General features: G+C 43.2%; 9 protein-coding genes. 5 read left to right on the top strand and 4 right to left on the bottom strand.

The genetic code is table 11. From position 1 onward, the window contains the following. The first annotated feature begins 95 nt into the window (after positions 1–95). Positions 96–2729: a bifunctional acetate--CoA ligase family protein/GNAT family N-acetyltransferase gene (locus L3V27_RS03450; RefSeq protein WP_237311033.1), complete on the top strand. Its 2634-nt coding sequence runs from the start codon at positions 96–98 to the stop codon at positions 2727–2729. A gap of 76 nt (positions 2730–2805) precedes the next feature. On the opposite strand, the gene L3V27_RS03445 is transcribed toward L3V27_RS03450, so the two are convergent. Further along, positions 2806–3693: a LysR family transcriptional regulator gene (locus L3V27_RS03445; protein ID WP_005395465.1), complete on the bottom strand. Its 888-nt coding sequence runs from the start codon at positions 3691–3693 to the stop codon at positions 2806–2808. A 232-nt stretch (positions 3694–3925) separates the two neighbouring features. Between L3V27_RS03445 and L3V27_RS03440 the strand changes: the two genes are divergently transcribed. Then, positions 3926–6064: a TonB-dependent hemoglobin/transferrin/lactoferrin family receptor gene (locus tag L3V27_RS03440; RefSeq protein ID WP_237311031.1), complete on the top strand. Its 2139-nt coding sequence runs from the start codon at positions 3926–3928 to the stop codon at positions 6062–6064. Between the two features lie 336 nt (positions 6065–6400). Here L3V27_RS03440 and galE read toward each other — a convergent pair whose 3' ends face one another. Further along, positions 6401–7417, bottom strand: a complete 1017-nt coding sequence (galE, locus tag L3V27_RS03435; protein ID WP_074190671.1) for a UDP-glucose 4-epimerase GalE — start codon at positions 7415–7417, stop codon at positions 6401–6403. A gap of 54 nt (positions 7418–7471) precedes the next feature. After that, a complete protein-coding gene (locus L3V27_RS03430; RefSeq protein ID WP_237311030.1) occupies positions 7472–9430 on the bottom strand; it encodes a diguanylate cyclase in 1959 nt (652 codons plus the stop codon). A gap of 319 nt (positions 9431–9749) precedes the next feature. On the opposite strand from L3V27_RS03430, the gene L3V27_RS03425 reads away from it, so the two are divergent. From L3V27_RS03425 to L3V27_RS03415, 3 genes are read left to right on the top strand one after another with little or no spacing between them, the layout of a single operon-like run. After that, positions 9750–10505, top strand: a complete 756-nt coding sequence (locus tag L3V27_RS03425; RefSeq protein ID WP_237311029.1) for a 5-oxoprolinase subunit PxpA — start codon at positions 9750–9752, stop codon at positions 10503–10505. Further along, positions 10505–11188 carry an allophanate hydrolase subunit 1 gene (locus L3V27_RS03420; protein WP_237311028.1) on the top strand — a complete coding sequence of 228 codons (684 nt, stop codon included), beginning with the start codon at positions 10505–10507 and terminating at the stop codon, positions 11186–11188. The genes L3V27_RS03425 and L3V27_RS03420 overlap by 1 nt, the downstream gene beginning before the upstream one ends. After that, positions 11185–12120 (top strand): biotin-dependent carboxyltransferase family protein, encoded by a 936-nt coding sequence (locus L3V27_RS03415; protein WP_150916605.1) that lies wholly within the window; start codon positions 11185–11187, stop codon positions 12118–12120. The genes L3V27_RS03420 and L3V27_RS03415 overlap by 4 nt, the downstream gene beginning before the upstream one ends. A 27-nt stretch (positions 12121–12147) precedes the next feature. Here L3V27_RS03415 and L3V27_RS03410 read toward each other — a convergent pair whose 3' ends face one another. Then, a complete protein-coding gene (locus L3V27_RS03410; RefSeq protein ID WP_237311027.1) occupies positions 12148–13587 on the bottom strand; it encodes an FAD-dependent oxidoreductase in 1440 nt (479 codons plus the stop codon). Positions 13588–13877: the final 290 nt, after the last annotated feature.

The raw sequence follows: 13877 nt of genomic DNA, 5'->3' as shown, positions 1-13877 counted from the left end.
TGTCTGGTCTGAAGGCGTTTTATCAATAAATTATTCGTTTATGATTGATATGAAACCGATAGGCAAACGTTACTTGCAAACGGCTAGGAGTCAGCATGAATAAACTACATAAACTCTTTAAACCCAACTCTGTGGCCGTTATTGGTGCATCTCAAAAAGCATTGCGAGCAGGGCATGTCGTTATGCGTAACCTTCTACAAAGTGGATTTGGTGGCGCGATTATGCCAGTAACGCCGCGATACAAAGCGGTATCCGGAGTTATAGCCTACCCGGATGTGGCTTCCCTACCCTATACGCCAGATATTGCGATTTTATGTACGAACGTTTCACGTAATGAGCAACTGCTTAAAGAGTTAGATGAGAGAGGCACGCCGTTTGCGATTGTTATCTCTGATGACGCTCAGCCTTTAAATATTTCATCATTGAATATTCGAGTTTTAGGAGCGAACAGCTTAGGTATTATCTTGCCTTGGCACAAATTTAACTGCACGTTTTCTCCTGTTGCGGCTAAGCCCGGAAAAATTGCGTTCATCTCACAATCTGCGGCGGTTTGTACCACAGTGTTAGACTGGGCAAATGATAAGAATATTGGCTTTTCTTCGTTCATTTCGATTGGACGCGGACAGGATATCGATTTTGCAGATTTGCTTGATTACTTAAGTATGGATGGGAATACGGAAGCTATTCTGCTTTATGTGGATAACATCCAGGATGCTCGACGATTTATGTCTGCTGCGCGAGCTGCTTCACGTAACCGCCGTATATTGGTATTAAAAGCGGGCCGCTCTAAAGAGATGAATACTTTCGAACAGCAAGATGGTGATACGCTTGATGTAATTTACGATTCTGCCATCCGTCGAACTGGTATGTTACGAGTCAGCAATACGCATGAGCTCTTTGCTGCGGTAGAAACACTCACGCATTCTGTGCCACTTCGTGGGGAGCGTTTAGCGATCATCACCAATGGCGGCGGCCCTGCAGTTATGTCCGTTGATACTTTGATTGAACGTGGTGGTCAGCTCGCAACACTTGATGACGCTGCCATTGAGCAATTACAAACAGTACTCCCGTCCAACTGGCGCGCTCGAAATCCGATTGATCTTTCTGGAGACGCAACAAAAAAACGCTACATTGATACCATTAACGCACTGATGAATAACGACTGTGCAGATGCGATCTTGATAATGCATAGTCCTTCTGCGGTTTCCGACCCTCTTGAAACTGCTCAAGCTGTTATTGAGGCGATCAAGGCTCACCCTCGGCATAAGCATTTTAATATCTTGACCAACTGGTCAGGTGAACAAACGTCGAGAGAGGCACGACTGGCATTTACTCAAGCTGGCATTCCAACCTATCGAACGCCGGAAAGTGCGGTCGTTGCATACATGCACTTGGTTGAGTATCGACGAAACCAGAAGCAATTAATGGAAACGCCAACGACGGCTGAACCATTGCACTCTGGAAGTGTGAGTTCTGCAAAAGAATGGGTAAATGAACGACTACTGGATAAAAATACAGTCACCTTGGATACGCATCAAACCAGCCCATTATTTAAGCTGTTCGGGTTTAATGTTCTGCCAACATGGATTGCATCTGACGAAATTGAAGCCGTGCATATGGCAGAAAATATCGGATACCCTGTTGCGGTTAAGTTGCGATCTCCAGACATTCCTCATAAATCGGATGTACACGGTGTCGCCCTGAATTTAAGAAACAGTCGAGAAGTTTCCAACGCAGCGCTATCCATTCTAGATACCGTAAAGCTCAGTTACCCTTCTGCCAATGTACACGGTCTGTTGGTGCAAGGTATGGCAAAGCTCGGCAGCGCTGAAGAGCTACGGATTAGTATTGCAGTAGATAAGGTCTTTGGACCTGTGATCTTGCTTGGTCAAGGCGGCTCGGAGTGGAATATCGCCCAAGATGCCGTCGCTGCACTTCCTCCTTTGAACATGACGCTTGCGCGCTACCTTGTCGTTGTTGCCCTAAAGTCTGGAAAGATTCGCCTGCAGAAACACAAAGATGCGCTCGATATTAGTGAGTTGTCGAAATTCTTAGTTCGTATCTCCCAAATGGCGGTTGAGTTGCCAGAAATACAAAGACTGGATATCCATCCAGTATTAGTGTCGGGAAGCGATTTAACTATCCTCGATGCGGACATCACACTGTGTAAATACGAGGGAGATGCGCAAAAACGTCTGGCGATTCGTCCTTTCCCGGCAGAATTTGTCGAAACAGTGACGCTTCGAGATGGCCAACCTATCCTGCTTCGCCCTATCCTGCCTGAAGATGAGCCACTGCATGCTCAATTCATTAATAGCGTATCGAAAGAAGATCTGTATAAGCGTTTCTTTTCTGAGGTTGGTGAGTTCAACCATGAGGCTTTGGCAAACTTCACTCAAATCGACTACGACCGCGAAATGGCGTTTGTTGCGGTAGCGTTTAATACCGACGGACCGTCTATCATAGGCGTAGCCCGCGCATTGATTACCCCAGATAATAGTGATGCTGAGTTTGCTATTTTGGTTCGTTCAGATTTGAAAGGAAAAGGCTTAGGTAAAGTGCTGATGCAGAAAATTATCAGCTATTGCAAGATTAAAGGCACAAAGCAAATGTCTGGAATGACCATGCCTACAAACAGAGGGATGTTGATGTTAGCTCAAAACCTGGGATTTGAAGTCGATGTTCAGTTTGCCGATGGTACGGCAGATATGGTGCTTCCTTTAAATTGAAAAATAAAGCATTAGCGATAACTTTACTTCTTAGATTCGATAAGCAATGGGAACCTAAGAAGTAAAAGTTACGTTGTTACTTTAGTTTCCAATTCTTTTTCAAGTATTGAATACACCAGGATTTCGCCTCACCCATGGTATTTCGGCGCCATGCTAAGATAATATCCATCGGTTGCTCTTCTGTACCTTCGATTCGCTTCAATACGCCACTATCAATCAAAGGTTGTGCAATTTGGCTTGGTAACGTACCAATGCCTAAACCTGCAGTGAGCGCATCTACTTTTGCCGTAAAGTTGGTGACGGTCAAGCGAGGCTGTTTTTGAATGATATTAATTGAGAGCGCAGGTTGTTCGCGTGCAGTGTCTGCAATGGCAATAATTCGGTACTTTTCTCGCGCCGCCTCATCAAACTTACCACTACGCTTGTGAACATAGTGATCAGCTGCCGCTACCCAAAACATGCTCATTTTACCAATTTTTTCTGATTTGACTTCTTGAGGAAGTGTATCAAGTGATGGGCAAATCAGTAAATCCGCTCTACCTGTATTCAGCGATTCCCAGCTACCAGCCAAGATCTCTTCTTGCAGTCTGACTCGTGTTGAGCTGACTTCAGCCAATGCATCAACCATAGGGAAGAAATTGGATATAGGAATAATGCCATCAAAGGCAATGGTAATATCCAGTTCCCAGCCATTCGCCAATAACGTTGCATCATTCACTAACTTTTCACTGGCTTGTAAAATGGCTCGTCCTCTTTCAAGGATGAGCTTTCCTGCTTCAGTAAAATGGGCTTTGTGGCCAGAGCGATCGAAGATAATGATGTCTAAGTCTTGCTCGAGTTTCTGGATCTGATAGCTCAGTGATGACGGGGCTCTATCTAACTCATTCGCAGCAGCTGCAAAACTCCCTCTTCGGTCAATGGCATCCAGAATATGGAGCGCTTCTAACGTAATTGGACTCTGCACATGGCCTCTCTTAATGTGATTTTTGTCACATTGATTGTATTTGGATGATCTTATCAAGAACTAACGTTAAACAATATAACACACTGATAACTAAAGACTAGAAATGCTCATAACCTAAGAGTTCTACTCAAGATAAAACCACAAATGACAATGGTAATGATAGTAATTATTATTTAGATCCATTAATATCCCGTTTGTTGTTACCTATTATGGATCTAAGGTATTGAAGCCAATGTATAAAAAAACAATTTTGTCAGCCTCTATTCTGATTGCCCTTTCCCATACTGCTTATGCGGAAGAAGCTTCTCAGTTTGAAGAAGTCGTTGTGTCGGCCACCCGTACCAACCAAACCATAAACACTGTTGCGGCTTCTGTTGCTGTTGTATCAGAGAAAGAAATCGAAGAAAACATGGTAAAGGACTTGAATGATCTATTCGAGTATACGCCAGGAGTTACTGTTAATGGCACTCAACGCCAAGGCGTTCAAAGTATTAACATTCGCGGGACGGAAGGTAAACGAGTTAAAATATTAGTAGACGGTGCATCTCAACCAGGTGTATTCAGCGGTGGACCATATTCGTTTATCAATTCTAGTGCCGTTACCGTTGACCCTGATATGCTAAAGAGTGTCGAAATTGTTAAAGGTGCAGCTTCTAGCCTACATGGTAGTGATGCAATTGGCGGTGTTGTCGCATTCGAAACAAAAGATCCGAAGGATTTCCTCAAAGATGGTAAAGACTTTGGCGGTCAAGCAAAACTTTCTTATTCATCGGAAGATAACTCTTTTAGTGAGCACGTAGCTTTAGCAAAGCGTTTCGGTAATACAGAAGCACTTGTTGCCTTTACACGACGTGATGGTGCAGAGCTACAAAATTTCTCTAAGGCGCCTTACGATAACTATTCTGTGGACAACCAAGATTATTACAAAAACGATCTATTGGTAAAACTTCAATCTCAATTGAATGACGCTCATCGCTTGGAGTTCTTGGGAGAAGTTATTTACAATGAGACTGACTCAGAGATCGCACATAAAAGTTACAAAAACTTCAACGCTGAAGACACAACCAAGCAAAATCGCATTGGGCTCAAGCACATTTGGTTTGCAGATGCAGCTATCTCGGATACGATCACGTCCAAGCTTACATGGATTGGTAAAGAAGAAAACGGCGTGTCTAATCGCTTTATCGAAGCCAGCCCAGGTTATCCACCTTACGTACCGCCTAGTGGTGACAACCAACAGAAAAAAGATTACGAATATACTGAAGACAAATTTGAATTCGAAACTCAGTTAGATAAAGAGATTCAAAATCACTATATTGTTTACGGAATATCGTATAAACATAGTGACATCAGTAATACCAATCGCGAGTTGAATTCCGATCCCGGCACGCCAGATACCGTTTACGTTTACACGCCGGATGCAAAAGAAGAAAGCTTTGGTTTATTCTTGCAAGATGAAATTTCACTTCTTAATGACAAGCTAATTCTGACTCCAGGTGTGCGTTACGATTACTTCTCTACTAATCCTTCCAACACCTCTGAAGAGTCATTCGAGAAGTTTAGCGACTCTGCATTAACTGGTCGTTTAGGAGCAACTTACTCTATATCGCAACCTGGCACGATCTTCGCGCAAGTGAGCCAAGGGTTTCGAGCGCCATCGTTCGACGAGCTTTATTACACCTACGATAATCCGTCTCATGGCTATATTAACCGCCCTAACCCAAATTTAGGCTCTGAAAAGAGTGTATCTTATGAGCTTGGTTACCGTCATAACACTGTAGCGTCGGTAACTGAAGTGGCGTTCTACTACAGCGATTACAGTGACTTTATTGAGCAAACTTCATCAAATAATGGTGGTTTAACTGAATTCACAAATATCAATATTAATGAAGCAAATATTAAAGGGGTTGAGCTCTCTAACCGTCTTGATTGGCATGCTATTACCGGTCTTCCATCAGGCGTGACAACTCGTTTTGTTGCAGCATACACAGAAGGTGAAGATGGTGATGGTAACCCATTGAACAGCGTCAACCCATGGAATGCAGTGGCAGCGGTAAATTACGATTCACCAAATGCACTTTGGGGGACAAGCCTAAAAGTAAACTACACGGCTAAGAAATCGAACAGTGATATCAACTCTGATGGTGATAAAGGCGGAATCAAAGACCAAGTTGCTTTGCCGTCTGCGACAGTCGTTGACTTAACGGCGTACTACAAACCAATGAAAGATATAACCATTCATGCTGGTGTTATGAATCTGACGAATGAAGAATACCATCTTTGGAACGATGTTCGCGGTAAGACTGAGTTAAGTCGAGATAAAACGCAAGCTGAGCGTAATTACAACATTAGTGTTAAATACGAGTTCTAAAGCCTCCGAAAACACAAAAGCCAGCTTAATGCTGGCTTTTTTTATGGCTTTCATTTCAAAAATGTAAAGAAAAGTATGAAAAATGAAAGTTTACTGTTTTGCCATCTCTTTTTTCACCATTACTGCTGCTGCAATGATAAAAGTGATGATCAGACCGAGTTCCATGAACTACCCCAATAGCTATGAGAAAATTTATAACCCAAATTAAGAGTCGGACATAGTTTAACAGCTCTATATAGACTTGCTACCTTTTAACCAGTAATTTACGATTTTTTCCGATTTGGATCAAAAAAGACGCAATTATACGTCTTTTTGTTATTATTGTGTAAATCAAAATTAGGCGTCTGGATAACCTTGAGGGTTGTTAGATTGCCAACGCCATGTATCACCCGTCATTTCTTCTAGAGTGCGAGACGCTTTCCAACCTAACTCATTCATTGCTTTTGATGGATCAGCCCAGCACTCCGCAATATCGCCTGGACGACGTTCAACAAGTTGGTATGGAACATCTTTACCACTTGCGGTTTCAAACGCTTTCACCATTTCAAGCACACTGTAGCCATTGCCAGTGCCAAGGTTGTAGACATGAAGCCCAGCTTTGTTACCTACTTTTTCCAAAGCAGCGACGTGACCATCGGATAAGTCCATCACATGAATGTAGTCACGCACGCCGGTGCCATCTTTCGTTGGGTAGTCGCTACCGAATACAGAGAGGAACTCTCGGCGGCCCACCGCAACTTGAGAAACAAACGGCATTAGGTTATTTGGAATACCTTGAGGATCTTCACCTAACTCACCTGTTGGATGTGAACCTACAGGGTTAAAGTAACGAAGAAGTGTGATGCTCCAATCTGGATTCGCCTTTTGGAAGTCTGTTAAACACTCTTCCACCATTAATTTACTGCGTCCGTAAGGGTTAGTTGCGCTAGTTGGAAAGTCTTCTGTGATTGGAACAGATGCAGGATCGCCATAGACAGTTGCTGAGGAGCTAAATACCAACGATTTAACTCCAGCTTCGCGCATTGCATCAACCAATACCAAAGTGCCATTCACATTGTTGTCATAATACTCTAGGGGTTTTGCTACGGACTCACCGACGGCCTTTAAACCTGCAAAATGGATAACCGCTTCGATATCGTGCGATTTTAGAACCTCTACCATTGTCGATTTATCTCTGATATCGGCTTGAATGAAGGTTGGCTTTACGCCACATACCTTTTCAATGCGATCTAAGACCGTAGACTTACTGTTGTACAGGTTATCTAGAATCACTGGCGTCATACCAGCTTCGATCATTTGAATACATGTATGGCTACCAATATAGCCCATACCACCCGTAACAAGTACTTTCATTTTATCATTCCTTCTGACGCGAATGGGTTTAGTTTAAAGCTTTGACGTTACGATTTAAACTGTCTCCTGCAATTCGCATCCCATTAATATTGCTTGGCCTTTTCCGGCTTTTTTAGCTTGATACATTGCAGTATCTGCACTTTTTAACACTCGAGTGGCATCTCGCTCATTAACACCGACCAATTTTACGCCGATGCTAACGCCAACCTTGAGCGAGTTACCTTTGTACTCGATTGGTGTGCATACGCTTTCGAGCAGTTGTTCTGCAATTCGGGTGACGACTTTTTGGTTGGCAGGATTAACCAACATGACAAATTCATCACCCGAAAGTCTTGCGATTAAATCACTATGTCGAGTCGCAGATGTTAGACGCTCGGCTACTTTTTTCAGAACTTCATCACCTGCGTCATGGCCATAAGTATCATTAACCTCTTTAAAACCATCGAGATCGAGGTAAAGCACCGCAAATTCGTCACGTAAGTATCCCGACCGTTGTACTAATTCTTCCAACTCTAAATGGAACTTAGAGCGATTCGCTAACCCCGTTAGTGCATCGTGATGAGCTAAGTACTCAAGTCGTTCCATCTCTTTTGCACCAGAAAGATCGGTAAGAACAATGACTAGGTCGTAGAACCCATTGTCTTCACACTTAACGATACGATTAACCCTTGCAAACATCGGCACAAACTGGCCAAGATGGTTCTGTTCAATAACTTCCCCTTGCCATACCCCGTAGTTTTCTATCGATTCAATGATGCTAGGCATCATTTCCTGCAACTTGCGCCACTTAAGTGTTTGGATAAATGACTTCCCAATAAGCTGATCCATCTCTAGTCCAACTAACTTAGTGACCGCAGGGTTAGCCATTGTGATAACACCTCGATGATTAAGAACGATGAGGCCATCTTGGCTGCTCTCAAAAACACGCCCCGCAACACGCTGCCTGCTCATGGCCTCTTCAATTTCGGTGATATCTTGAATTGAAAACAATAAGTGTCCATGTGTGGACAAACGACGACTGGTTAAACTCAACTGCTGTTCGTTGTCTGCATTTTTGAGGTGAATGTCATCGCATTCTAACCCCCTACTTAGGATTTGGCTCAGCTCATTCGGTGTTTTCGTTTTAATTAGATCACGGATATTGGCATGCTCAAGTTCCTCTGACTTTTTTTGAAATATCTGCCGAGTCGCAGTATTACAGTAAATAACACGCCCGAAGTTGTCGGTAATAACTAATGCATGTTGAATAGATTCAATGACTTCTTCTGAAAACGCCCGCTTTTGTTCTAACATTTCTAATGAATGTTGCCGCTGTTTCTCGCGTGTTGTTAACTTGTTCATCATTTGATTGAAGGAATGTGCGAGTTCTCCAATTTCATCCTTGGAGTAATAGCGAACTTGAGTATCCGTATTTTGTCCGTGTGTCACACTCTCTATCGTATGACTCAGTTCTATAACAGGTTTGAGAACAAGCCTATCGATACTTATGTAAAAGATAGTGCCACTAGCGAACAGCAACAGAAGAAGTACAGCACCATCTCGAAGTAAAGATTGTTGGGCTTCTATGATTGGACGATGGGAAAGCGTAACCCTCATACTGCCAATGACACGACCATCGTGAATAATTGGCTCTAGAACATAAAGAAATTTGGCTGATAAGGCATAACCTAGCGCGTGTAACTTGCTTCTTTCAGTTTGATTAGGTACGGGAGCTGATACCCCACTTCCTTCAAGAACAACGAAAGGCTGATCATCTTGGTCGTAAAGTTTAACCCGCGTAACATTCGGCTGGTTTAAAAAGTTGATGAGAGTAGTTTGAGCTTTTTGCTTGTTCTTTGTCGTTAGCGCATCTTTAATTGAGAAAGAAACATTGTTAATCAACTTTCTCGTTTGTTCGACCAACTCATGCTTAGACGATTGGTATGCAGTATACGAGGTATAACCTTTTGAGATAACAAAGATAGCCGTTATAAAGACCAAAATTGGCCAAATAAGCTTTGCTCGTAATGACATATGTATTCCTGTCGCAGACAACCACTAAAAATGACAGAAGCGTTGTTATGCAATCTATTACCCATTAAGGGCGACAAGATTAACACGATGCCAATGCAAAATAACCTTAAATTCTCAAAAATTGGATGGAAAAGGAACGAAATACCTTAAAATTCGGATCAACTCAAATAACGGCAACATCTTTATGGACTAAAGTGATCTTTTTCGTCAGCCATCAGATCATAAACCTCGCTTTCATGATAGAAGAATGAAGTGAGTCACTGAACCTAGATGCATTTTCCTGCATCGTGAACCCATTGCTTGTGTAGAAATAAAACGTATGACATTGAATAAACAGCAACTTACATTGAACTGTGACATGGGTGAGAGCTTTGGCTCTTGGATTATGGGGGCAGACGAAGATGTTATGCCTCATGTTGATATGGCAAACATCGCGTGTGGTTTTCATGCTTCCGATCCTAATGTCATGCACGACACTATCACTCTCGCCAACGACAACGATGTTGATATTGGAGCACACCCGGGCTACGCCGACCTCCAAGGCTTTGGCAGGCGCAGTATAAACATGACGGGTGATGAAATTACTAACATGGTTATATACCAAGTAGGCGCGTTACGGGCACTTTGTCAGGCTCAATACACAGATATCAGCTATATAAAGCCTCATGGTGCGTTATACAACGACATGATGAAAAGTGATGCGATATTTAGATCAGTTGTAAAGGCGGCAGCTTTATTCAAAGTGCCGTTAATGATTCTAGCGTCACAGGAAAACGAAAAATACTTAGAAGTCGCAGATGATTATGACGTTCCCTTGCTGTTTGAAGCATTTGCAGACCGTTTGTATCAAGATGACGGATTACTTACACCTAGGACACAGCCTAATGCCGTGTTAAAGAATGAGCATGCGATACTTGAGCAAGTCCGTACGTTAGCAGACTCTGGGCGTGTCAAAACCGCTTCTGGCGGCTACATTTTACTGGAAGCCGATACGATTTGTGTTCATGGTGACAATGAAGAGTCGATCGCTCTGATCCAAAAGATCCGTCAAAGCCTATACGCGGGAGGAAATTAATGCATAAAGAGAAATTTAGTATCTCTTTGATCTCCGAGTGCAGTATTTTCATTAAGTTTGACGAGAGTATCTCTGAAAATGCGGTCGGAGAACTTGCTCGCAACATCAAAGACACTTTAGCGTCAATCATTATGAACGTGGTCCCCTCCTATCAAACCATCCTCATTGATTACTTGCCTTTTCGAATCAATGAAAAAGATTTAGTGCATAAACTGCATCAAATGATCAGTCAGTTTGATACTCAATCGCTCAGTCTTGTTCAACCTAACCACATTACTATTCCCGTATACTACTCCGAAGAAACCGCGCTAGATTTGCCCCGCTTTCAAGATCGTGGACTATCATTAGACGCGCTCATTTCCTTACATACTCAAGCCGAGTATGCGGTTTCAGCGATTGGTTTTGCTCCAGGTTTTGCATTCCTCTCCGATGTCGATACTCAATTACATATGCCAAGGTTAGCTACACCGAGAACGCGAGTACCAGCCGGAAGCGTGGGAATCGCAGACTTTAAAACGGCCGTCTATCCATCAGATAGTCCTGGCGGATGGAACATTATCGGTAGAAGCCCACTTCCGCTTTTCTCTGATACGCCACCTTTTATACCGTTTGAGGTAGGTGACAAGGTCACGTTTAATGCCATTTCCAAACAAAAGTTTATCGAGTTAGGAGGTGTTCTATGAGTTACGCTGGATTGCTGGTGGAAAAGTCAGGGCCACTTTCTTTGATTCAAGACTTTGGTCGTTTTGGCTTAGCGCATATTGGCGTGACTCAAGGTGGCCCCGTAGATGATTACGCCTACAGTTGGGCAAACCATTTACTTGGTAACGTAGTCAATTGTGCAGCGATTGAAATTACTTTGGGTAACGCTTGCTTTGTCGCACTACATAATTGCCATCTTGCAATATGTGGTGGTGATTTGAATGCAAAAGTAGATGGTGAGCCTATCTCAAATTGGTCTGACTTTACTTTGAAGAAGGGGCAGAAGCTGCAGTTCGGAGTCGCAAAAAATGGACTTCGATCCTATCTTGCGGTTAAAGGTGGGTTCGATATTGCTCAGCACTTAGGAAGTGCCTCTACAGTCACGAGAGAATCTCTTGGTGGTTATGACTCAAATGGTGGCGCTTTAAAAGCAGGCGATATTCTTCCCTTTTTTCCTCATAACTTACCGAAACACAAACCAAGGCTGATGACGTTTCGCTTTAAGCCGGATTACAACTTACCTATCAAGCTGAGAGTGATTGAAGGCTATCAAAATGAGGACTTTGATGAAGACGCTCGCCAAGCCTTTTATAGCTACGCATTCACCATATCCCCTGATTCAAATCGTATGGGCTATCGTCTTGAGGGGAACAAAATCAAACCGCCTTACGAAGGCGTACTGTCGGAAGGAATTGCGCTAGGATCGATTCAAGTTCCTAACGATGGTAATCCCATTGTGTTGCTCAACGATCACCAAACCATCGGTGGCTATCCTAAGTTTGGCTGTGTAGCACGTATTGACCTGCCAAGGTTGGCACAGGCGAAACCCGGGCAAAAAGTCAATTTTGTGAAAGGAGATAGACAAGGCTTGCAAGAAGTATGGTGCCAATGGGCTCAGTTTTTTGGATATTAGTACAACCTCTGAGCCCATACGTAACGGTTATGCAGGTATCCCATAACGCTCTGCTAATGCTTGCGGATAGTCTCGCTCTTGAGTGAGTTTAATCGCGTACTGCTCAATTTCTTGCTCAGACCAATGCACAGCGACTGGATGTTGGGATTCCACATTTTGGTTAGGTTCAATATCAAACCAGAACTGAAGCATTTTTTGCGCTGCAAGTAGTGTTGATGACGCTTTTACCACTTCTATCCGCGCGTAATGGTTGTCTTCAAAGGTCACATCGGCTGCCCTGAGTACCGGATCCGTTCCAGGAATTTGCTGGGCACCAAACAGGGCTTTTCCCCCTTTGATAGCAGAATGATAGTCGGGAATGAACTGCGCCATGTGTTTAATAGCATTATTGGTTCGTTCTTCTAAGACTTCTTCTCGCCAACCGTTACGTATCTTTGAAAGTAAAGGTACTGGCAGTTCAGGCTGAGCAGAAGATGGCGTACTCTCAACTAAGCCATCTTCAAATAGCGTAATTCCTTTCGTCATGCCGTGAAGCTGAAAATAACCATTACCATAGGGGGTCAGTTGAGCCATTCCTTTATCAGTTCCACGCGGTCCATGGAAAATAACTTCTGGCCACAGTTGTTGACAGTCTGCCCACTTGGTTACGTAAGCGGCTTTAAACTCAACTAACCTATCACGCTTGGCACCGATGGTATTGTCAATGGATCCTGTTTCAAAACCACATGCATTGACCAAGTAGTCACATGTCATAAGATAATCAATGCCATCTCGTTCGTAACCAAGTTGCCAGTGATTACCCATCCAGTCCGCTTGTTTGAGCGTTGCTTGTGTGCATACTGAGGCGTTTGGCAGAGCGTTCAACGTTAAGTTGGCAATTGCGGCAAGGCGAAAAACACTCCAGCCATATTCCTGAACCGCCACAACTGGGTACTTTAGCGCTTCTAGATCAGCATGTTGAGCAAAAGGAATACACCACTCATCAAAGGTTGCAGGGTGACTTGGTTGAGTACGTTGTGCGAGTGCTTCTAGATCCTCTTTTGAATACAATTTGTAGTATTCGCTTGGCTCACCAAGCACTTTGTTGCTTTGATCTTTATCAACGAGAGTTTGATACGCATTTTTCACCACCTCTAGTCGAGGAATCAGTGCGGATGGATCTCCACCATCAGAATAAGGGACTGCAATGATCGTCGGGCGAATATTCAGTGAAAGCGGATATAGACGAACGGTATCAATGGATTGTGCTAACAAATCTAAACATTGTTGCTCAGAAATCTCTCGATATAAGTTGCCACCTGCATGTAAATGGCAAATGGGCGGACCATTTACCAGTGATACGCCCTTCTCTATTACGGAAACTTTAAAACCCAGCTCCGCAAAATGAATTGCTGCTGTTGCACCTGCGACACCGCCACCAACAACAGCGATGTGCTTATCTTTGTAATTTGGAAACTCAGACTTCATTGCTTCACTAAAAATTTTATAAGGAAAATTCTTTACTAACGGTGGATTCTACTCGTGTTTGGGCTTGATTAAAATCACAAAAAGTTCATGGGTTTGCGAAATATCCAACTGCGCCTTTATGGTGCGTTAAAGTAGAAAAAAATTGCAAAAAAAGTACTTGACGACATGGTTAGAAAGACACTTTTTTATGCCTATGTGAATAACAATTTCACTGTAAGACCCATGGCGCAAAGCCTGCAGAAACACCCCACTTTTTACCCCATTTAGTTATCCCAAAAGTTATCCACTGT

The sequence above is a fragment of the Vibrio sp. J2-3(2022) genome, assembly GCF_021725735.1.
Taxonomy (GTDB): domain Bacteria; phylum Pseudomonadota; class Gammaproteobacteria; order Enterobacterales; family Vibrionaceae; genus Vibrio; species Vibrio diabolicus.
This window is presented reverse-complemented; position numbering and strand designations above follow the sequence as displayed.